Source organism: Actinophytocola sp. (assembly GCF_036402745.1).
Classification (GTDB): domain Bacteria; phylum Actinomycetota; class Actinomycetes; order Mycobacteriales; family Pseudonocardiaceae; genus Actinophytocola.
In genome coordinates this window covers 17,272-38,178 of sequence record NZ_DASWSJ010000274.1, presented here as the reverse complement: position 1 = coordinate 38,178, position 20,907 = coordinate 17,272, and the positions used below count along the sequence as shown (strand labels likewise).

The window sequence follows — 20,907 nt, the reverse complement described above, 5'->3', positions numbered from 1 at the left end:
GGAAGCCTCGACTTGACGTTGAGGTTTGAGCCCGCTCGCCCGCGCGTCGCGTTGACCGGTCCCCGCCGTCGACCTACCGTCAATCCTGAGCGAATCGCGAGGATGTCATTCGACGTCACCTCGGGATGTCTCGTGGGCGGTTGAAGAGCGGAGGCAGGCGTGGTCGAGGAAGGTCCCGTCGAGGCCGGCACCGGTGAGCAGGGCGAACTGTTCCCGGACGAGTCAGCGCCCGACGAGCTCGTCGGCTACCGCGGTCCTGCGGCGTGTCAGATCGCGGGTATCACCTATCGGCAGCTGGACTACTGGGCCCGGACGGGCCTCGTCGCGCCGACCATTCGCAGCGCGCACGGGTCGGGGTCGCAGCGGCTGTACTCGTTCAAGGACGTGCTGGTCCTGAAGGTGGTCAAGCGGCTGCTGGACACCGGGGTGTCGCTGCAGAACATCCGCGTGGCGGTCGACCACCTGCGCCGGCGCGGCGTCCGTGACCTCGCGAGGATCACGCTGTTCAGCGACGGCACGACGGTCTACGAATGCACCTCACCCGAGGAGATCGTCGACCTCTTGCAGGGCGGCCAGGGCGTGTTCGGCATAGCCGTGAGCGGCGCGATGCAGGAGATCAACGGCACGATCCACGAGTTCCCCGCGGAGCGCGCGGACGGCGGCGTGGTCGAGCCGATGGCCGAGGACGAGCTCACCGCCCGCCGCAAGGCCCGCAACGCCGGCTGACCACCTTTCGTCACGGCCGACCCGAGTTTTGTCGGCCCAGCACGAAAGCGTCGGCCCCTCGAACGGCCCGGCGAGGCGCGGCCCGGGCGTCCAGGGATTCTCCGGTGGGTCGGGGTAGGCTGCGCGGTGTAGTCGCTGATCCCGCGCGGGAGAGACCGAGCCGTCCTGGCCCGGCGCCGAAGGAGCAAATCCTCCCCGGAACCTCTCAGGCACCCGAACCGCGTGGGCGAGACGCCTCTGGAAAGTGGGTGGCCCGGTCCACCCCGCCGAAGGTGCAAGTCCGTCGACAGGCGGACGAAGCTCTCAGGCGCCCGCGTTCAGTGGGCACGGACAGAGGGGGAGGCCTGCTTCGGCATGCCCACCCCACACCGGAGGCGACGATGACCCAGGACCGCATTCCGCTCGCCGCGCTCGAGGACGGCACCCAGTTCGCTGACCGGCACATCGGTCCGCGGCCCGCCGAGCTCGCGCGGATGCTCGACGTCATCGGCGTCGGGTCGCTCGAGGAGCTCGTCGAGCAGGCGGTGCCGGAGTCCATCCGCGAGGAAGGCATCGACCTCGAGCTGCCGCCGCCCGCCTCCGAGCACCGCTCGCTCGGCGAGCTGCGTGAGCTGGCCGACCGCAACGAGCCGCGCGTCCAGATGATCGGCCTCGGCTACTACGGCACGCTCACCCCGCCGGTCATCCGGCGCAACGTCCTCGAGAGTCCCGCCTGGTACACCGCCTACACGCCCTACCAGCCGGAGATCTCCCAGGGCCGGCTCGAGGCGCTGCTGAACTTCCAGACCATGGTCGCCGACCTCACCGGCCTGCCGCTGGCCAACGCCTCCATGCTCGACGAGTCCACCGCGGCCGCCGAGGCGATGACGCTCGTCCGCCGCGCCGGCAAGGCCCGCTCGGCCCGCTTCCTCGTCGACGCCGACACGTTCCCGCAGACCATCGCGGTGATCGAGACCCGCGCCGAGCCGCTCGGCATCGAGGTCGAGGTCGTCGACCTCGCCGCCGGCCTGCCCGACGGCGAGTTCTTCGGCCTGCTGCTGTCCTACCCCGGCGCGAGCGGCGCGCTGCGCGACCACCAGGCGATCATCGAGGCGGCGCACGACCGCGGCGCGCAGGTCGTCGTCGCCGCCGACCTCCTCGCGCTCACCCTGCTGCGCCCGCCCGGCGAGATCGGCGCGGACGTCGTCGCCGGCACCACCCAGCGCTTCGGCGTGCCGATGGGCTTCGGCGGCCCGCACGCCGGCTACCTCGCCGTCCGTCAGGGCCTCGAGCGGCAGCTGCCCGGCCGGCTGGTCGGCGTGAGCGTCGACGCCGACGGCAACCGCGCCTACCGGCTCGCGCTGCAGACCCGCGAGCAGCACATCCGCCGCGAGAAGGCCACCAGCAACATCTGCACCGCGCAGGTCCTGCTCGCGATCGTCGCGTCGATGTACGCGGTGTACCACGGGCCCGCCGGGCTGCGGGCCATCGCGACCCGCGCGCACCGGATGGCCGCCGTGCTCGCCGCCGGCCTGCGGGCCGGCGGGGTGGACGTCGTGCCCGACCACTTCTTCGACACGATCACCGTCGACGTGCCCGGCCGGGGGAGCGAGGTCGTGGCCAACGCGCGGGATCGCGGCATCAACATCCGCCTGGTCTCCGCGGACCGGGTCTCGGTCGCCTGCGACGAGACCACCACCCGCGCGCACGTGAAGAAGCTGTGGGCGTCCTTCGGCGTAAGCGGCGACATCGACGGCCTGGACGCGGCCACCGACGACGCCTACCCGGCCACGCTCGCGCGCACCTCGGAGTTCCTGACCCACCCGGTGTTCTCGACGCACCGGTCCGAGACCGCGCTGCTGCGGTACCTGCGTGCACTGTCCGACAAGGACGTCGCGCTCGACCGGAGCATGATCCCGCTCGGCTCGTGCACGATGAAGCTCAACGCCACCGCGGAGATGGAGCCGATCACCTGGCCGGCATTCGCCGACCTGCACCCGTTCGTGCCCGCCTCCGACGCCGCGGGCCTGCTGCGCATCGTGTCCGATCTGGAGGGTTGGCTCGCCCAACTCACGGGTTACGACGCGGTGAGCCTGCAGCCGAACGCCGGCAGTCAGGGCGAGTTCGCCGGCCTGCTGGCGATCCGCGCCTACCACCGGGCGAACGGCCAGGGCGCGCGCGACGTCTGCCTGATCCCGGCGTCGGCGCACGGCACCAACGCGGCCAGCGCGGCGATGGCCGGCATGCGCGTGGTCGTGGTTCGCTGTGACGCCAACGGGAACATCGACGTCGACCACCTCCGGTCCACTGTGGACCAGCACCGCGCGGACCTGTCCTGCATCATGATCACCTACCCGTCGACGCACGGCGTGTACGAGGACACCGTGCGCGAGGTCTGCGCGCTGGTGCACGACGCCGGCGGACAGGTCTATGTGGACGGTGCCAACCTGAACGCGCTCATCGGGCTCGCGCGCTTCGGCAAGTTCGGCGCGGACGTGTCGCACCTGAACCTGCACAAGACGTTCTGCATCCCGCACGGCGGCGGCGGTCCCGGCGTCGGCCCGATCGGCGTGCGGTCGCACCTCGCGCCGTTCCTGCCGAACCACCCGCTGCAGCCGGCCGCCGGCCCGGCGACCGGCGTCGGCCCGATCAGCGCGGCGCCCTGGGGGAGCGCGTCGATCCTGCCGATCTCGTGGGCGTACGTGCGGATGATGGGTGCCGAGGGCCTGCGCCGCGCGACGATGACCGCGGTGGCGGCGGCCAACTACGTGGCCGCGCGGCTCGGGTCGCACTACCCGGTGCTGTACAAGGGAAAGCACGACCGGGTGGCGCACGAGTGCATCCTCGACCTCCGCGGCATCACGAAGACCACCGGCATCACGGTCGACGACGTGGCCAAGCGCCTCGCGGACTACGGCATGCACGCGCCGACGATGTCGTTCCCGGTGGCCGGCACGCTCATGGTCGAGCCGACCGAGAGCGAGGACCTGGCCGAGCTGGACCGCTTCTGCGACGCGATGATCGCCATCAAGCGGGAGATTGACAGGGTCGCGGCGGGCGACTGGCCGGCGGAGGACAACCCGCTGCACAACGCGCCGCACACGGCCGAGTCGATCGCCGGGAAGTGGGACCACCCGTACAGCCGCGAGGAGGCCGCCTACCCGACGGGTGCCGCGGGCCCGAAGATCTGGCCCCCGGTCCGCCGGATCGACGGCGCGAAGGGCGACCGCAACCTGGTGTGCTCCTGCCCACCCATCGAGGCCTACCAGTCGTAACGAAGGTCAGCGGCCGGTGAGCTGGTTCAGCAGGTCACCGGCCTCGGCCTGGGTGTAGCGGGCCGAGATGAACACCTCGCCCGTCGTGATGGCGGCTGAGATCTGCGGGGCGAAGATCACCTTGCCGTCCGCCACCACGGCCAGCCGCTCGCCGACGTGGCTGGCGGTCCAGTCGCCGAACACCTGGGCGTCCACGGCGGTCAGCGTGAGCACCACCGCCCACGAACCGGCGTTCTCCTGGAACTCGACCCTCGCGTCCTCGAGCCGTTCGACCTTGACCAACGGCAGCGAGAGCGTGAGCGGGAGGCCATCCGGATCCGGCAGCACGGACGGCGACGGAGCCGCGGCGCCGGCCGGGACCACGGGCGCCAGGTCCAGCGGCACCTGGAGATCCACCGGCCCGCCTGCGGGAGGGGACGACCCCGTCGGCGACCCCGTCGACGACCCCGTCGATGGCCGCGACGGCGTGCCGCCGACCCGCTCGGTCGTGCACCCGGCAAGCGTCAGCACCAGCAGCAGGGCGACCCAGCGCCTCACGAACCCTCCAGGACGTCGCACAGCTCGACCAGCCGAGCCCGCAACGGCGCCGCCCGCTCGGCGAACGCCGCCTGCCGCCGCGCGTACTCGGCGCGGCCGGCCGCGGTCTCGATCTCCACGGGAGCGTAGCCGAGCGCGCTCAGGTCGTAGGGGCTCGCGCACATGTCCAGCACCCGGATGTCGTGCGCCAGCGCGAAACAGTCCGCCACGAGCGAGGACGGCACGTACGGGTCGAGCTTGTAGGCCCACTTGTAGAGATCCATCCCCGCGTGCAGGCAGCCCGGCTGCTCCAGCTCGACCTGGTCGGTCCGCGTCGGCTGGACCAGGTTCAGCGGCCGTGCCCGGGGGGTGAAGAACCGGAACGCGTCGAAGTGCGTGCACCGGATCGGCATCGACTCCACCACGCGGTCGGTGCCCGCCGACCCCAGCCGCAGCGGCCAGGCCTCGTGCCGCACCTCGTCCGCGCGGTACACCATCGCCCACTCGTGCAGCCCGAAGCAGCCGAGCCGGGGTGCCCGCGCCGCGGTGGCCGACAGCAGCGAGCGCACGAAGCGCACCGTCGGCAGCCGCGCCGGCGGCAGCGGGCCCAGCGTCACCCCGCCCGGGACCGGCCGGTACGCCGGCCACCGCAGGAACTCCGCCGCGCCGGCGAGCACCACGCCCGGCCCGGGATGCCAGCGCAGCAGCCGGGTGGGCCGGTGCGAGTAGTAGGTGAACAGGAAGTCCAGCACCGGGTGCCGCGCACCGGCGGACCGCCGCTCCCGCAACGGATCCGTCCACCGGCGCACCCGCGCCACGTGCGCGTCCCGCTGCCGGTGCCAGTCGGGCGGGGCCAGGATCGCCGTCATGTGGTGGGGTCCTTGTGGGTCCCGTCGCGCACCGTCCCCACGTACTCCTCGACCAGGTCCTCCAGTGCCACGACGCCGAGCACGGTCCGGTCCGCCGCCACCGCCTTCGCCACGTGGCTGCGCGCCCGGCGCAGCGCGGCCAGCGCCTCGTCCAGCCGCGAGTCCGCCGGCACCTCCGGCAGCCCCCGCACCCGGTGCAGGGGCACCGGCGTCGACGGGTCCGCGTCCGCCTGGTCCAGCACGTCCTTCACGTGCAGGTAGCCGTTCAGCCGGCCGTCCGGCATCCGCACCGGGTAGCGGGAGAACCCGGTGCGCGCCACCGCCGCCTCGATGTCGCCGACCGTCGGCGGGTGCGGCACGGTCTCCACCCGCTCCAGCGGCACCAGCACGTCGGCCACGGTCCGCTCGGCCGACGACAGCGTCTGCGTCAGCCGGCGGTGCTCGGCCTGGTCCAGCAGGCCCTCGCGGCGGGAGTCGGCGATGAGCGTGGCCAGCTCGTCCGGTGTGTACGCGCTCTCGATCTCGTCCTTCGGCTCCACCTTGAGCAGCCGCAGCACCCTGTTCGCGGCGAGGTTCAGCAGCGAGATCACCGGGCGGACGAGCCGGATCCAGGCGACGAGCACCGGCGTGAGCAGCACCGCGGTACGTTCCGGCGCGGCGATCGCGATGTTCTTGGTGACCATCTCGCCGAGCACGATGTGCAGGATCGACACGATGAGCAGCGCGATCGTGAACGCGAGCGGGTGCAACAGCGCCGCCGGCAGCCCGGCCGGGCCCAGCAGCACCTCCAGGAAGTGCGCCACGGTCGGCTCGCCCAGCGCACCGAGGCCGATCGTGCACAGCGTGATGCCCAGCTGCGCGCCGGCCATCATCAGCGACGTGTTCTGCGCCGCCCGCATGACCGTCCGGGCCCGCTCGACGCCTCGCTCGGCGAGTGCCTCCAGCCGGTCGCGTCGGGCGCTGACCAAGGCGAACTCCGCGCCGACGAAGAACGCGTTGGCGGCCAGCAACAGCACCGCGACGAAGATCGCCGCCCCGCCGGTCATCGGGCCGCCACCTCCGCCCGCGCCTCGACCGGGATCCGGGCCACCCGCAGCTCCGCCACCCGGTGCCGGTCCATCCGCATCACGGTGATCCGCCAGCCGTCGACCCGCACCTCGTCGTTGACCTCGGGGATGCGGCCGAGCCGGCTCAGGACCAGCCCGGCGAGCGTCTCGTAGTCACCCTCGGGCATCCGGAACCCGGTCGCCTCGGCCAGCTCGTCGTCCCGCAGCAGCCCGGAGACCATCCAGCTGTCCCGGCCCAGCGGGCGCACCGGGTTGATCTCGCCGCGGTCGTGCTCGTCGCGCACGTCGCCGACGATCTCCTCGACGAGGTCCTCCAGCGTCACCATGCCCGCGGTGCCGCCGTACTCGTCGACGACGAGCGCCATCTGCAGCCCCGAGCTGCGCAGGCGGTCGAGCAGCGCGTCGCCGTCCAGGCTCTCCGGCACGGTCTGCGCCGGCCGCATCAGCTCGCTCACCCGGGTGGTGGCCCGCCGCGCGGCGGGGACGTTGAACGTCTGCTTCACGTGCACGACGCCCCGCACGTCGTCGAGGTCGCCCTCGTGCACGGGAAAGCGGGAGAAGCCGGTGCGCCGGGTGAGCTCGACGAGGTCCGGCACGGTGGCGTCGGTGGGCAGCGACTCGACCTGGACGCGCGGGGTCATCAGCTCCGCCGCGGTCCGCTCGCCGAACCGCAGCGACCGGTTCAGCAGCGCGGCCGTGCCCTGGTCGAGGGTGCCGTGCTCGGCACTGGTGCGGACCAGCGAGCCGAGCTCCTGCGGCGACCGGGCCGAGGCCAGCTCGTCGGCCGGCTCCAGGCCCAGGCGCCGGACCAGCCAGTTGGCCCACGCGTTGAGCAGGGTGATGAACCAGCGCAGCGCCGAGGAGAACCGGGTCTGGATGCCGGCGACCGCGCGGGCGGTGGGCAGCGGCCGCGCGATGGCCAGGTTCTTCGGCACGAGCTCGCCGAACACCATGGAGATCACGTTGGCGAGCAGCAGCGCGAGAACGAGCGCGATGGGGTGCGCGGCCGAGGCGGGCACCGACAGCAGGGACAGGATGGGCCGGATCCAGCCGACGATGATCGGCTCGGCGATGTAACCCATGGTCAGCGTGGTGATCGTGATGCCGACCTGGGCGCCGGACAGCTGGAAGGACAGCGTCTGGTGCGCCTGGTGCACCCGCTTGGCGCGGGCGTCGCCGACCCGGCGCAGGTGGCTCTCCACCTGGCTGCGCTCGAGGGCGGTGAGAGAGAACTCGGCGGCGACGAAGACCGCCGTGCCGAACGTCAGCGCGATGACCGCGAGGACGCCGAGCACGTTGAGGAGCAGACCGGTCATCGCGCTTCACCGCGCGGGATGACCGGATTGGTATGGCAGCCGGGTCCGTCGCCCGGCCCGGTACTGCAGCCCGGGGACTGTGCGCCGCGCACGGAAGGGTCACTCCTTGCAGATCATCGGTCTGTGCAGACCCTGTCCAGTGTAGAGGTCAGGGCCGCCGGCCCAGCAGCGCGACCAGGCGGGTCTGCGGGCCGGCGTCGTCGGGCACCGACACGGGCTCGGCGAACATCGACGTGCCCGACCAGGCGTCGAGCTGCGGCTCGACGTACTCGAGGACGGCGGTGGCGAGCTCCTCGCCCATGGCGGCGTCCGCGCCGACCGCGGTGGCGAGGTCCCAGCCGTGGACGGCGAGGTCGGTCGTCATCTGCCAGCCGTACTCGGTGCCGTCGGTGTCGCCGAAGCTCAGGTGCACGACCTGCACCAGCGTGCCCGGCCGCAGCCACGCCGCGCGGGCGGCCTGGGAGGACTCGGTCCACGCGTGCATCGGGTCGTCCTCGAGCACGTCGCCGTCGTACTTGTCGCCGACCTCCGCGACGGTCTTGCCGGCCAGCAGGTCGGGCACCCACAGCTGCTCGTTGACCAGGTGGCCGACGAGGTCGCGCACGGTCCAGTCGGCGCACGGCGTGGGGGAGTCCCAGTCGCCGATGCCGACCTTGTGCATGGCCCGGTCGAACACGTCCATCGCGTGGCCGTGCGCGTCGAGAAGATCCATGTGTCCAGGATCCCCCACGGGCGCGTCGGACGGGTCATCGGCCGCGCGATTTCGCGCCAGGAGCGGTCCCTAGCTCTTCGGCGCCGCGCGCCGCACCGACGACTCGACGAGGTCGAGCACCGGCTCGAGGTCGTCGGCGGGCAGGCCCATCGCCAGGTGGGAGACCAGGCCCTCCAGCACGAGCTCGAGGTAGGACGTGAGCACGTTCACGTCGATGTCGTCGCGCAGGTTGCCCGCGTCGCGCTGGCGTTCGAGGCGCTGGCGGGTGGCGATGGTCAGCTGCTCGGACCGCTCCGCCCAGCGTGCCCGGAACTCGGGGTCGGTGCGCAGCCGGCGGGACAGCTCGAGCCGGCTGCCCAGCCAGTCCGCACCGTCCTGTGTGGACAGAAGGTCGCGCATGACCTGGACCAGGCCCTCGCGGGCGACCACGTCGGCCATCCGGTGCGCGTCGTCCTCGGCCAGGGCGAGGAACAACGACTCCTTGTCCCGGAAGTGGTGGAAGATCGCGCCCCGGGACAGGCCGGTGGCCTCCTCGAGCCTGCGGACGGTGGCGCCCTCGTAGCCGTAGCGGGCGAAGCACACCCGCGCGCCGTCGAGGATCTGGTGACGGCGGGCGTCGAGGTGGTCCTGGCTGACCCGTGGCATCAGATGATCGTTGCAGTCGCGGGGATCGGATGCAATCCGTACGTACGTACTGTGGGCCGGTCCGCCGGCCGCCGTTCGCTGTTCATGTGAGTGTCGGTGGTCGCGTGTAGCGTCGATTTCGACCTCGAACGGAGGGTCGAGAAGTGACCGCATTGTCCAGACCACCAGGTAATCCGCGGATCGTGGAGTCGGCACGCCGGCGTCTGCGCAGCCGTGTGGAGGCCGAGGCCTACGTGGCCTCCGTCTGCTTCAAGCACGGCCCGCCCAGGCTCACCGGCGTCGAACTGGAGTGGATCGTCCACCATGCCGAAGACCCCCGGCGGCCCATCGACGCACACCGCTTCACCGCCGCGCTGGGGCCCTACGCGCCCCGCACGCTGAACAAGGAAAGTCCTCAGCTACCGCTTCCGGCCGGTTCGCCGCTCACCCTCGAGCCAGGCGGCCAGGTCGAGATATCCGCCCTTCCCAAGCCCTCGCTGGCCGAGTTGTTCGACGCCGTCACCACCGACCTCGGGTTCCTCAGCGAGCTGCTCGCCGATGCGGGCTTCGTCCTCGGCGATCGCGCCACGGACCAGCACAGACCACCCAGGCGCCTGCTCGACACGCCGCGCTACGCGGCGATGGAGCAGGTCTTCGAGCCGATCGGTCCGCACGGGCTCACGATGATGTGCGCGACCGCTGGCCTGCAGGTGTGCCTCGACGTGGGCGAGCCTGCGACCCTGGCCGCGCGGTGGGCCGCGGTCAGCGCGCTCGGCCCGGTGCTGGTCGCCGCGTTCGCCAACTCACCCAACCTGCGGGGCCGGCCCACGGGATGGGCGTCGGCCCGGATGCGGGCCGTCCTCGGCACCGACCCGCCGCGCAGCGCACCGTCCAAGATCGTCGAGGATCCGGCCGCCGACTGGGCGCGCCGGGTGCTGGACACGCCGGTGCTGTGCGTGCGCGGGGACGGCGACCGGTGGGTCACGCCGGACGGCATGAGCTTCGCCGACTGGCTGGCCGGGGCCCGCGCCGAGCCACCGACCACCGACGATCTCGACTACCACCTCACCACGATGTTCCCGCCCGTGCGCCCGCACGGGTACTTCGAGGTGCGCTACCTCGACGCGCAACGCGGCGACTCCTGGGTCACCCCGGTGGCGCTGCTCGCCGCGCTGCTGTCCACGCCGGGCACGGTCGACGCCGTGCTCGACGCCTGCCTCCCGGTCGGCGACCGGTGGCTTCCCGCGGCCAGGCACGGCCTGGCCGACCGTGCGCTCGCCGCGGCGGCCGCCACGGTGCTCGACCTGGGCGCCCGCGCCCTGCCCGGCCTGGGCCTCGGTCGCGACCTGACCGAGGCCATCGTCGCCGACCTGGACCGACTACCGCGGAGGAGCACGTCATGACCATGGCCGATCTCGGCACCGAGGCACTGCGCACGCACGTCGCGGCGCAGCTCCAGCGGGCCAGGGACCGCAGCGTCGCGCTCACCGACGCGGTCGACGACGACGACCTGGTGCGCCAGCACTCCAAGCTCATGTCGCCGCTGGTGTGGGACCTCGCCCACATCGGCAACCAGGAGGAGCTGTGGCTGGTGCGCGACGTCGGGGCGCGGGAGCCGGTCCGCCACGACATCGACGACATCTACGACGCGTTCCAGCACCCGCGGGCCGACCGGCCCGCGCTGCCGATGCTGTCGCCGGCGCAGGCTCGCGCCTACGTCCGCGAGGTGCGCGACAAGGTGTTCGACATCCTCGACACCAGCCCGCTGGAGGGGCGCCGGCTGGTCACCGACGGGTTCGCGTTCGGCATGATCGTGCAGCACGAGCAGCAGCACGACGAGACCATGCTGGCCACCCACCAGCTGCGGGCGGGGGCGCCGGTGCTGCACGCGCCGCCGCCGCCACCCGGCCGGCCGCTCGCCGCGCCGGAGGTGTTGGTGCCCGCCGGCCCGTTCACCATGGGCACAGATGTCGATCCCTGGGCGCTGGACAACGAGCGGCCCTCGCACGACGTGCACGTCGACGCGTACTTCATCGACACGGCGCCGGTCACCAACGAGGCGTACGCGGAGTTCATGGCCGCCGGCGGCTACGACGACCAGCGCTGGTGGAGTGCCGAGGGCTGGGCCTACCGGCACAAGGCCGACCTCACCGCGCCGCGGTTCTGGGTGCGCTCCGCCGACTCGGGTGGCCACCGGTGGCTGCGGGACAAGTTCGGCGTGGTCGAGCCGATCCCGCCGGACGAGCCGGTGGTGCACGTGTGCTTCTACGAGGCGCGGGCGTACGCCGCGTGGGCCGGCAAGCGGCTGCCCACCGAGCCCGAGTGGGAGAAGGCGGCCAGGTTCGATCCGGCCACCGGCCGCTCGCGCCGCTTCCCGTGGGGTGACGAGGATCCCGGACCCGAGCACGCCAACCTGGGCCAGCGGCACCTATCGCCGGCGCCGGTCGGCGCGTACCCGGCGGGCGTGTCGGCGAGCGGGGTCCACCAGCTCGTCGGCGACGTCTGGGAGTGGCTCGACGCCGACTTCCAGGGGTATCCGGGGTTCCAGGCGTTCCCGTACCGGGAGTATTCGGAGGTCTTCTTCGGCGGCGACTACAAGATGCTGCGTGGTGGCTCGTTCGGCACCGACCCGGCGGCGTGCCGGGCCACGTTCCGCAACTGGGACCACCCGATCCGGAGGCAGATCTTCGCCGGCTTCCGGTGTGCCCGCGACGCGTCGCCGGCGGAGCTCGCGTAGCGGATGTGCCGGCACATCGCGTATCTCGGCCCGCCCGCGCGGCTCGCCGAGTTGTTGCTCACGCCCGAGCACTCGCTGCTGCGGCAGTCGTGGGCGCCGAAGGACATGCGGGGCGGGGGCACGGTCAACGCAGACGGCTTCGGCATCGGCTGGTACGCCGAGTCCTCGCCCGAGCCGGCGCTCGTGCGCCGTGCGGTTCCACTGTGGACGGACACGGCCCTGCCGCGGCTGGCGTCGGAGATCTCCTCCGGCGCGGTGCTGGCCGCGGTCCGCTCGGCCACGGCCGGCATGCCGGTGGTCGAGACCGCGTCGGCGCCGTTCGCGTTCGACCGCTGGCTGTTCAGCCACAACGGGGTGGTCCGCGGCTGGCCGTCCTCCGTCGCGGTGTTGGCCTCGGCGTTACCGGTGGAGGCGTTGCTGACGATGGACGCCCCCACCGACGCGGCGCTGCTGTGGGCGTTGTTGCGTCATCGGCTCGTCGCCGGGGACAAGCCCGCGGACGCGGTGGCCGCGCTGGTCACGGCCGTGGAGGCGGCCGCACCCGGGTCGCGGCTGAACCTGTTGCTCACCGACGGCCACCAGATCGTCGGTACCTGCTGGACCCATTCCCTGTGGGTGCGTGCCTCCGAGGGTGCCGTGACGGTGGCCTCGGAGCCCTACGACGACCACCCCGCGTGGCAGGAGGTGCCGGACCGGCACCTGGTCGTCGCCACACCCTCCACAGTGGAACTCACAGAGATCGGAGTGCGATGAGCGAGGTCGACCTGACTGTTCACCTGACCCCGGACGACATCGTCCGGGGCCTGCGGTCGGACGTCCGCACCGGCTTGACGGCGACGCCGAAGTCGTTGCCGCCCAAGTGGTTCTACGATGCGCGGGGGAGCGAGCTGTTCGAGCGGATCACGCGGCTGCCGGAGTACTACCCCACCCGCGCCGAGCGGGAGATCCTCGCGACCCGCTCGCCGGAGATCGCGTCCCTCACCGACGCCACGACGCTGGTCGAGCTGGGTTCGGGCTCGTCGGAGAAGACCACCCTGCTGTTGGATGCCTTGCGCCAGCACGGTTCCCTGCGAGAGATCGTGGCCCTCGACGTGTCCGAGTCCGCCCTGCGCGACGCCGCCTCGGCACTGGCGTCGGCCTACGACCCGGTGTCGGTACACGGAGTCGTCGGCGACTTCACCCAGCACCTGGCTCTCCTGCCGGGCAGCCCGGTCCGCCTGGTCGCGTTCCTGGGCGGCACGATCGGCAACCTCGTACCGGCAGAGCGAGCCAAGTTCCTGTCCGCGATCCGTGACGTGCTGGACGACGGAGAGTGGCTACTACTCGGAACGGACCTGGTGAAGGACCCCGAGACAGTGGTCCGCGCCTACGACGACGCGGCCGGCGTCACCGCGGAGTTCAACCGCAACGTGCTGCATGTACTGAACCGCGAGCTGGCCGCGGACTTCGACGTGGACGCCTTCGAGCACGTCGCGTTGTGGGACGAGAAGGAGGAATGGATAGAGATGCGCCTACGCGCCACGAGGGCGATGGAGGTGCACGTCCCGGTCGTCGGCCTGACGGTGTCCTTTGTGGAGGGCGAGGAGATGCGCACGGAGGTGTCCGCGAAGTTCCGCGAGGACGAGGTGGCGGCGGAACTGGCGGACGCGGGCTTCACCCTGAAGCACTGGTGGACAGACGAGGAGAAGAGGTTCGGCGTCTCCCTCTCCCAGGCAGGAGCCCGCTGACAGGAAACGCACCCACCCTACTTTCGGACGTGACCAAAGAGAGGAACCGGTTCGTCCGATTCGCCGATATCAAAGATCATCACTTTGTGTGAGTCTTCCGACTGGTGCAGTGACGATGAGTCGCTCCAGGTCGGGAGAAGGGTACTGCCGTGTCTGTCAGATCCACACGGTCGGTGAGTCGCGGTGCCACCTTGGTGGTCGCACTGATTACAGGAGCAATGGGCTTCATGGCCCCGAGCGCCTCGGCTGCGCCGGCCACCAAGGCCCCGGCCCCGAAGGCCCCGGCCCCCGTGCAGTGGGGCACCTGCGCGTCGAGTGAGCTGGTCGGCGTCCCACCGGCCGAGCTGCCGCTGTACAGCTGTGCCAACTACGCGGTCCCGCTCGACCACGACAAGCCGAAGCTCGGCACGATCGACATCGCGCTCATGCGGCGTGCCGCCAACGACCAGTCGGCCAAGATCGGCTCGCTGTTCCTCAACCCGGGCGGCCCGGGCGGCAGCGGCTACCGCATGCCGAAGTCCGGCAAGAACATCTTCGAGCCGGAGGTCCTCGACCGGTTCGACCTGATCGGCTTCGACCCGCGCGGCGTGGCCCGCAGCACCCCGCTGCGCTGCTTCGCCACCAACGAGGACGCCGCCGACGTGTTCGGCCGCATGCACCCGCTCCCCGTCACCGGGCAGCAGGAGAAGACGACCATCAAGGCGTACAAGGACTACGGCGAGTTCTGCGACCGGTTCGCCGGCCCGCTGCTCGAGCACATGTCCACCAAGGACGTCGCGCAGGACCTCGACACGCTGCGTGCCGCGGTCGGCGACCGGAAGCTGACCTACGTCGGCTTCTCCTACGGCACGCTGCTCGGTGCCACGTACGTCAACCTGTTCCCGAAGAACGCCCGGGCGATCATCCTCGACGGCAACGTCGACCCGAAGTTGCGCCTGCTGGACGGCGTCGAGTACGACCGGCAGCGGACCGACGGCGGCTTCCAGTACGCGCTGGACAACTTCCTCGCGCGATGCGACCAGGACGCCGACTGCGCCTTCGCCGGCAACGCGCGGAAGAAGTACACCGAACTGCACAACCACCTGCGCGAGGTCGGCCCGGTCACGCTGCCCGACGGCACCGTGGCCGACGAGGCCGCGGTGGTCGGCACGACCGCCGGCGTGCTGTACAACCCGGAGCAGTTCGGCGACCTGGCCAACCTGCTGCAGGCCCTGTACGACGTGATCCACCCGGCCGCGGCCGCCCGCAAGGCCATGACGATCTCGAGCCAGGACGTCAAGGCGCTGCTGGCCGCGGGCAAGCTCCCCAAGACCGACACCCGCCCGGACTCGCCGTACACCAGCGACGACTCCTACCCCGCGGTGAACTGCTCGGACAAGCCGTTCGACAACACGATCGGCGAGGTGCCCGCGATCGCGGACAAGTGGGAGCGGCAGATCCCGGACTTCGGGCGCTACCTCGCCTGGGGTGACCCGGCGGTCTGCCCGGTCTGGCCCGTGGACGACCCGGACCCGTACCGCGGCCCGTGGAACCGCCGCACCCAGACCCCGGTGCTGCTGTTCGGCAACTACTACGACCCGGCCACGCAGTACGAGTTCGCCAGGCGCATGTCCAAGGAGCTCGGCAACGCGCAGTTGGTCAGCGTGGACTCGTTCGGCCACTGCATCCTCGGTGGCAGCGCGTGCACCGACCGCATCGCGGCGGACTACCTGATCGACCTGGCGCTGCCGGGTCCGGGCACGGTCTGCCACCCCGACGTGCAGCCGTTCCCGGCCGCCACGACGGACTGACCCGGCCGAGTACGAGACGGCCGGCCGGCGAGCGACTCGCCGGCCGGCCGTTCTTGTCGGTCCTACTTCTGGATCATCTTGCGCAGCACGTACTGCATGATGCCGCCGTTGCGGTAGTAGTCGGCCTCACCGGGCGTGTCGATGCGGACCACCGCGTCGAAGTCCACTGTGGAGCCGTCCGCGCGGGTGGCGGTCACCGCGACCGTGCGCGGGGTGTCGCCGTCGTTGAGGGCGGTGACGCCTGCGACGTCGTAGGTCTCCGTGCCGTCGAGGCCCAGGGACGACGCCGTCTCGCCCGCCGGGTACTGCAGCGGCAGCACGCCCATGCCGATCAGGTTCGACCGGTGGATCCGCTCGAACGACTCGGCGATCACCACCTTGACCCCCAGGAGGGAGGTGCCCTTCGCGGCCCAGTCGCGGGACGAGCCGGACCCGTACTCCTTGCCGGCCAGCACCACCAGCGGCACCCCGGCCTTCGCGTAGGCGACCGAGGCGTCGTAGATGGTGGTCTGGTCACCACCGGCGAGGAAGTTGCGGGTGAACCCGCCCTGCACGTCCTCGAGCAGCAGGTTCCGCAGGCGGATGTTGGCGAAGGTGCCGCGGATCATCACCTCGTGGTTGCCGCGCCGGGAGCCGTAGGAGTTGAAGTCGCGCCGCTCGACGCCGTGCTCGGTGAGGTACTTGCCGGCGGGGGAGTCCTGCTTGATGGACCCCGCGGGCGAGATGTGGTCCGTCGTCACCGAGTCGCCCAGCAACGCCAGCACCCGCGCGCCCGAGACGTCCTCGACCGGCGACGGGTCCACGCCCATGCCGTCGAAGTACGGGGGCTTGCGCACGTAGGTGGACTCCGGGTCCCAGTCGAAGGTGTTACCGGTGGGCGTCGGCAGCGACTGCCAGCGCTCGTCGCCGGCGAAGACGTCGGCGTAGTCGGTGGAGAACATCTCCGAGGAGATCGCCGAGGACACCACGTCCTGGATCTCCTGCGGCGACGGCCAGATGTCGTCGAGGTACACGGGCTCGCCGTCCGACCCGGTGCCGATCGGCTCGGTGGTGATGTCCTTGTCCATCGAGCCCGCGAGCGCGTAGGCCACCACCAGCGGCGGCGACGCCAGGTAGTTCATCTTGATGTCCGGGTTGATGCGGCCCTCGAAGTTGCGGTTGCCGGACAGCACCGACACCACCGCGAGGTCGGCCTCGTTCACCGCTGCGGAGATCTCGTCCTGCAGCGGGCCGGAGTTGCCGATGCACGTGGTGCAGCCGTAGCCGACCAGGTGGAAGCCCAGCTTCTCCAGGTACGGCAGCAGACCCGCGCGCTCGTAGTAGTCCATGACGACCTTGGACCCCGGCGCCAGCGTCGTCTTCACCCACGGCTTGCGCTCCAGCCCGCGGTCGACGGCCTTCTTGGCCAGCAGCGCCGCGCCGATCATCACCGACGGGTTGGACGTGTTGGTGCACGAGGTGATCGCGGCGATCGCGACCGCACCGTGGTCGAGCTCGAACGTGGCGCCGTCCAGGGTCACCGTGGTCGGCTTGCTCGGCCGGCCCTCGGCGCCCTCGGCCGCGGTGTAGTCGAACGGCGTACCGCTGCCGTTGCCGTTGGTGCCGTACGCGGGCGCGTCGCTGGCCGGGAACGTCTCCTCCAGCGCCTCGTCCACAGTGGACCGGGGGCCGGCCGGGGCGTCGGCGGTGTAGGAGCTCAGCGCGTTGCGGAACGCGGGCTTGGCGTCGGCCAGCGCGATCCTGTCCTGCGGCCGCTTCGGGCCGGCGATCGACGGGACCACTGTGGACAGATCCAGCTCGAGCGTCTCGGAGTAGGCCGGCTCGTCCGCCGGGCTGTGCCACAGGCCCTGCTCCTTGGCGTACGCCTCGACCAGCGCCACCTGCTCCGCGGAGCGGCCGGTGAAGCGCAGGTAGTCGATGGTCTCGCCGTCGATCGGGAAGATCGCGCAGGTAGAGCCGAACTCCGGGCTCATGTTGCCGATCGTGGCCCGGTTGGCCAGCGGCACCGCCGGCACGCCCGCGCCGTAGAACTCGACGAACTTGCCGACCACGCCGTGCTTGCGCAGCATCTCGGTGATGGTCAGCACCAGGTCGGTGGCGGTGGCGCCGGGCGGCAGCTCGCCGTTCAGCTTGAACCCGACCACCCGGGGGATGAGCATCGACACGGGCTGGCCGAGCATCGCGGCCTCGGCCTCGATCCCGCCGACGCCCCAGCCGAGCACCCCGAGGCCGTTGACCATCGTGGTGTGGCTGTCGGTGCCCACCAGCGTGTCCGGGTACGCCTGGCCGGCGCGGGTCATCACGACGCGTGCCAGGTGCTCGATGTTGACCTGGTGCACGATGCCGGTGCCCGGCGGCACGACCTTGAACTCGTCGAACGCGCTCTGGCCCCAGCGCAGGAACTGGTAGCGCTCCTTGTTGCGGCCGTACTCGAGGTCGACGTTGCGCTCGAAGGCGTCCGGCCGGCCGAAGATGTCCGCGATCACCGAGTGGTCGATCACCAGCTCGGCCGGCGCGAGCGGGTTGACCTTGGCCACGTCGCCGCCCAGCGCGGTCACCGCCTCGCGCATGGTGGCGAGGTCGACCACGCACGGCACGCCGGTGAAGTCCTGCATCACCACGCGGCCCGGGGTGAACTGGATCTCCGTGGCCGGCTCGGCGTTCGGGTCCCACCCGGCGAGCGCGCGGACGTGGTCGCCGGTGATGTTGACGCCGTCCTCGGTGCGCAGCAGGTTCTCCAGCAGGATCTTCAGGCTGTACGGCAGGCGTTCCGCGCCGCTGACGGCGTCGAGCCGGAACACCTCGTGCGAGGAGTCACCGACGGAAAGCGTGTTGCGAGAGCCGAAGCTGTCCTTGCTGGCTGGTGCGGTCACGACGAACTCCATCTGGCCTGGTGGTGTGCTCGGGAAACGACCTCTCTCGGTTCAAACAGTACGCTTGTCCTGTATTCGACGCCAAGGGAGGTCGCCACCATGCTGCACCACGTTCAGATCGCCGCCCCGGCGGGCAGCGAAGATCGGCTTCGTGCCTTCTACGCGGGCGTACTCGGCTGGACCGAGCTGGCGAAGCCGCCGCTGCTGGCCAAGCGCGGTGGCTGTTGGTTCCAGGTGCCCGGCCGCGGCGGCCCGGACGCGGAGCTGCATGTCGGCATAGAAGAGGGCTTCCGGCCGGCGCGCAAGGCACACCCGGCGTTCGTGGTCGACGTCGACGCGACCGCGGCCGCCGTCGAGCGGGCCGGCCACCCGGTCCGCTGGGCCGACCCCGCGGAGATCCCCGGCCGCCGGCGCTTTCACACGGACGATCCCGCCGGCAACAAGCTGGAGTTCCTCGAGGGCTGAGACGCCGGTGGCCCGGCACCCATCTGGGCGCCGGGCCACCGGTTCGACTGATCTGTCAGGACATCTTCACCAGGGCGATGACGTCCTCCGGGGTGAGGTCGCTGATCGCGGACAGACCCAGCTCGGTGTAGGTGCGCAGCGGGCTGACGTACCACTTGCCGCCGACCTCGGTGGCCACCACGCCGGTGTTCTTCATCAGGCCGGACGCGAGGTTGGTCAGCGCCTTCTGGGCCTCGGGGGACATGCTGCTGCCGCCGATCTGCTTGGCGAAGTCCTGCGAGCACAGCTTCTGGCTGTCCCCGCCGCCCTCGGCGAGGTAGCAGTCGCCGTCCTTGGCCACGCGGTAGGTCTGGCCGTCGGCCTTGACCTCGACCTCCTTGAGCATGACCTTCCTGCCGCCGGACTCCGCGTCGGTCACGTCGGTGTCGAGCTTGGTGACCTCCACACCGCTGGCGGGCGGGGTGCCCATCGACTCCAGCAGCGCCGGGCCGGCGTCGTGCAGCGCGCCCATCTCGTCCGGCGGCAGCAGCTCGATGACCCGCTCGACGTCGCTGTTGACCGACGCCTGGACCATCTCCTTGACCGCGTTCTCCGCGTTGTCCGCGCCGTTGTCGGCGATCCGGCTGCTCGGCCACTCCTTGCCGGCGGCCTGCAGCGCGTAGTCGGCGACGGTGTAGAAGAGGCTCGGGTACCACTTGCCGTCCACGTTGACCGTGGCGATGCGGACGGGCTGGCCGGACTCCCGGACGACCTTGGCGATGTCGACCTGCTCGTTGGTCGGCTGGGAGTTGACGCCGTCGGGGAACGCGGCCTGCATGAACTCGTCGGTGAGCGGCAGCTCGCTGGCGTCGGCGTGCAGGGAGACCGTGCCGCCGATGAGCTTGGTGATGGTCAGGTGGTCGTTGACCTTCTCCGCGCCCTTCTCGTCGTACTTGAGGTTCTTCGCCTCGACCGACGCGCCGTGCAGCTTGTTCGGGTCGGCGTCCTTCTTGTAGACGTTGAGCTCCTTGAGCCGCTGGGTCGACTTGGCGTTGAAGTCGACCAGCAGCGCGGACTCGGCCGGCGTGAGGCTCTCGAGCACGCCGAGCACGTCACCCTGGCTGAGGCTGTTGACGAGGTTGGTCGCGGCCTCGGTCGGGTTGGCCTTGCCGGCCTGGTCCTGGCTGCTGCGGTTGAGCACGAAGATCGTCGCGGTGACGCCGACCGCGATGACCAGCACCGCGGCGATCGCACCGATGATCGGGCCCTTGCGGCTCCTCCGCGGCGCCGGACCACCGGGCATGCCGAGCCCGCCGTAGTTCGGCTGGCCGTAGCCGGCCGGGTAGCCCTGCTGCTGCACGGGCTGCGGGCCGGTCTGGGGATAGCCCTGCTGCGCCGGCTGCGGGCCGGTCTGCGGGTAGCCCGGCTGCTGCGGGTAGCCAGGCTGCTGGTAGCCACCCTGCTGCGGGTAACCCTGCTGGGGGTAACCGCCCTGCTGCGGGTAGCCAGGCTGGTGCGCCGGGAACGGTCCGCTCCCCGGCTGGTTCGGATCGTTCGGCTGCCATGGGCCGCCAGAACCTGGATAGGTCACGGTTCCCCTCCTGCGTCTCCGGTCGCGCGTCCGCGCTGGCCGGCGAAGATCCCTACGACACCGATCACGGTGAGTACAGCCCCGATCAACATGGTGGTGGGTCCGGTACCGGCGATGCCGAGGGTGATGCCCTCGCCACCGCTTACGACGGTCGCGGTCCCCGAGATGGTTCCGCAGATTATCGCCAGAATGGTCGAAATCGTTGCGGCTGTCCGGCGAAATCCGAGCGCGTAGCCCACGACGCAGACCGTGATCACCGGAATGATCATCGTCCAGGCGTCGAGCACCAGCTCCAGCGGGTTGCCCTCCACCGCCTTGATCGCCCTGATCACGCTGATCGACTGGTAGCTGTCCCGGAGCACCGATCCGGAGACGACCCACGGCAGGAACGTGCCGACCGCGATCAGCAGGAGGCCGGCCGCCGCGAGGCACGCGGCGCCGATCCCGAGCCGGGTCGGCGTGCGGGTCTGGGTTCTGGACAGCACGGGCTCATGGTTACAGGTCGTGGATCTCCGCAGGCCGGGGGCTCGGTTCGGCAACTCTGCGTGGTTCTCCCGTGCCCACAGGGGTGAATGTGGTCCACGGTGGCCAAGTTTCTGGTGTTACGGCTGGTGCGAAACGAGTCCAAAGTGGCACAGTGATTGCGCCGATCGTGCAGCTC

At 71.2% G+C, this 20,907-nt stretch carries 17 protein-coding genes and 1 riboswitch; of the genes, 8 read left to right on the top strand and 9 right to left on the bottom strand.

The annotated features are described in order from the left end of the window. The first annotated feature begins 159 nt into the window (after positions 1-159). Positions 160-726 carry a MerR family transcriptional regulator gene (locus VGD70_RS26070; RefSeq protein WP_331085802.1) on the top strand — a complete coding sequence of 189 codons (567 nt, stop codon included), beginning with the start codon at positions 160-162 and terminating at the stop codon, positions 724-726. A gap of 136 nt (positions 727-862) precedes the next feature. Further along, a riboswitch (glycine riboswitch) is annotated at positions 863-957 on the top strand. A 149-nt stretch (positions 958-1,106) separates the two neighbouring features. After that, positions 1,107-3,980 (top strand): aminomethyl-transferring glycine dehydrogenase, encoded by a 2,874-nt coding sequence (gene gcvP / locus VGD70_RS26065; protein ID WP_331085800.1) that lies wholly within the window; start codon positions 1,107-1,109, stop codon positions 3,978-3,980. 6 nt (positions 3,981-3,986) lie between these two features. Here the strand turns inward: gcvP and VGD70_RS26060 are convergent, their stop codons facing one another. The 6 genes from VGD70_RS26060 to VGD70_RS26035 all read right to left on the bottom strand — a co-directional run bounded on the left by VGD70_RS26060 (position 3,987) and on the right by VGD70_RS26035 (position 9,105). Further along, positions 3,987-4,517, bottom strand: coding sequence for a SecDF P1 head subdomain-containing protein (locus VGD70_RS26060; protein ID WP_331085798.1), 531 nt, complete (start codon positions 4,515-4,517; stop codon positions 3,987-3,989). Further along, positions 4,514-5,365: a 3-methyladenine DNA glycosylase gene (locus VGD70_RS26055; RefSeq protein WP_331085796.1), complete on the bottom strand. Its 852-nt coding sequence runs from the start codon at positions 5,363-5,365 to the stop codon at positions 4,514-4,516. The genes VGD70_RS26060 and VGD70_RS26055 overlap by 4 nt, the downstream gene beginning before the upstream one ends. Beyond that, positions 5,362-6,411, bottom strand: a complete 1,050-nt coding sequence (locus tag VGD70_RS26050; protein ID WP_331085794.1) for a hemolysin family protein — start codon at positions 6,409-6,411, stop codon at positions 5,362-5,364. Before VGD70_RS26050 ends, VGD70_RS26055 begins: the two co-directional genes overlap by 4 nt. After that, the gene (locus VGD70_RS26045; protein WP_331085792.1) at positions 6,408-7,748 is read right to left on the bottom strand and encodes a hemolysin family protein; all 1,341 of its coding nucleotides are present in this window, start codon (positions 7,746-7,748) and stop codon (positions 6,408-6,410) included. The genes VGD70_RS26050 and VGD70_RS26045 overlap by 4 nt, the downstream gene beginning before the upstream one ends. A 148-nt stretch (positions 7,749-7,896) precedes the next feature. Next, positions 7,897-8,460, bottom strand: a complete 564-nt coding sequence (locus VGD70_RS26040) for a TIGR03086 family metal-binding protein (protein WP_331085790.1) — start codon at positions 8,458-8,460, stop codon at positions 7,897-7,899. A gap of 69 nt (positions 8,461-8,529) precedes the next feature. Further along, complete coding sequence (locus VGD70_RS26035) at positions 8,530-9,105, bottom strand: helix-turn-helix domain-containing protein (protein WP_331085788.1); 576 nt, start codon at positions 9,103-9,105, stop codon at positions 8,530-8,532. Between the two features lie 182 nt (positions 9,106-9,287). Between VGD70_RS26035 and egtA the strand changes: the two genes are divergently transcribed. The 5 genes from egtA (at position 9,288) to VGD70_RS26010 (ending at position 15,338) form a co-directional block, all read left to right on the top strand. Beyond that, entirely contained in the window at positions 9,288-10,487 is a 1,200-nt protein-coding gene (egtA, locus tag VGD70_RS26030; RefSeq protein WP_331085786.1) for an ergothioneine biosynthesis glutamate--cysteine ligase EgtA, read from the top strand. Next, positions 10,484-11,821, top strand: a complete 1,338-nt coding sequence (egtB, locus tag VGD70_RS26025; protein WP_331085784.1) for an ergothioneine biosynthesis protein EgtB — start codon at positions 10,484-10,486, stop codon at positions 11,819-11,821. The genes egtA and egtB overlap by 4 nt, the downstream gene beginning before the upstream one ends. A gap of 3 nt (positions 11,822-11,824) precedes the next feature. Then, positions 11,825-12,574 (top strand): ergothioneine biosynthesis protein EgtC, encoded by a 750-nt coding sequence (gene egtC, locus VGD70_RS26020; protein WP_331085782.1) that lies wholly within the window; start codon positions 11,825-11,827, stop codon positions 12,572-12,574. Further along, positions 12,571-13,548 (top strand): L-histidine N(alpha)-methyltransferase, encoded by a 978-nt coding sequence (gene egtD / locus VGD70_RS26015; protein WP_331085780.1) that lies wholly within the window; start codon positions 12,571-12,573, stop codon positions 13,546-13,548. The genes egtC and egtD overlap by 4 nt, the downstream gene beginning before the upstream one ends. 227 nt (positions 13,549-13,775) lie before the next feature. Continuing rightward, positions 13,776-15,338: an alpha/beta hydrolase gene (locus VGD70_RS26010; protein ID WP_331085778.1), complete on the top strand. Its 1,563-nt coding sequence runs from the start codon at positions 13,776-13,778 to the stop codon at positions 15,336-15,338. Between the two features lie 62 nt (positions 15,339-15,400). Here the strand turns inward: VGD70_RS26010 and VGD70_RS26005 are convergent, their stop codons facing one another. Then, on the bottom strand, positions 15,401-18,211 hold the full coding sequence (locus tag VGD70_RS26005) for an aconitate hydratase (RefSeq protein WP_331085776.1): 2,811 nt from the start codon (positions 18,209-18,211) through the stop codon (positions 15,401-15,403). Between the two features lie 99 nt (positions 18,212-18,310). Between VGD70_RS26005 and VGD70_RS26000 the strand changes: the two genes are divergently transcribed. Further along, on the top strand, positions 18,311-18,676 hold the full coding sequence (locus tag VGD70_RS26000; protein WP_331085774.1) for a VOC family protein: 366 nt from the start codon (positions 18,311-18,313) through the stop codon (positions 18,674-18,676). Between the two features lie 55 nt (positions 18,677-18,731). Here the strand turns inward: VGD70_RS26000 and VGD70_RS25995 are convergent, their stop codons facing one another. Together VGD70_RS25995 and VGD70_RS25990 are read right to left on the bottom strand one after the other, a co-directional pair. After that, positions 18,732-20,246, bottom strand: a complete 1,515-nt coding sequence (locus VGD70_RS25995; protein WP_331085772.1) for a flagellar basal body protein FliL — start codon at positions 20,244-20,246, stop codon at positions 18,732-18,734. Beyond that, complete coding sequence (locus tag VGD70_RS25990) at positions 20,243-20,731, bottom strand: hypothetical protein (protein ID WP_331085770.1); 489 nt, start codon at positions 20,729-20,731, stop codon at positions 20,243-20,245. The genes VGD70_RS25995 and VGD70_RS25990 overlap by 4 nt, the downstream gene beginning before the upstream one ends. Positions 20,732-20,907 lie beyond the last annotated feature (176 nt).